Source organism: Pseudodesulfovibrio sp. JC047, from assembly GCF_010468615.1.
Taxonomy (GTDB): Bacteria; Desulfobacterota; Desulfovibrionia; order Desulfovibrionales; family Desulfovibrionaceae; genus Pseudodesulfovibrio.
In genome coordinates this window covers 1-396 of the sequence record NZ_WUEH01000092.1, presented here as the reverse complement: position 1 = coordinate 396, position 396 = coordinate 1, and the positions used below count along the sequence as shown (strand labels likewise).

At 49.2% G+C, this 396-nt stretch carries 1 protein-coding gene; it reads right to left on the bottom strand.

What is annotated here, in order from left to right; genetic code table 11:
* The coding region (locus GO013_RS16785; protein ID WP_163813189.1) for a hypothetical protein at positions 1–396 on the bottom strand (396 nt) is incomplete at both ends.

Here is a 396-nt window from a genome sequence, read left to right as displayed (position 1 = left end):
TCTTCATCGGAGAGATATTCTCCTGTTTCAAGAGATTCCTCCCACTCATCGGTGTAGTTGGGTTCAAATCCATCATCAGTGTCGCTGGACTCGTATCCATCAATGGAGAATCCGACCACTGAATTGCAAGAGTACGATGCCCCCTGCGTGGCTTCTTCTTTGAATTGAGGAGGCATGAAATCACTGAGAGTGAACTTTCTTACCCCCTTTGAAGTCTCTGGAAGGGACGTTTCTGTTGCCCCCAGTGAAGCGGTAGAGGAGGACTCTGCCTTTTCACGGACTTCTTGTTTTGGCTGGGTCTTCTCTTGCCGTTTGAGCTTGAGGAGATGTTTCCTAGCCAGCCTTCGCTGTAGAGCTGTCGGCTTTGTTTTCACGACCTCCCAGTTTTCATCTTCC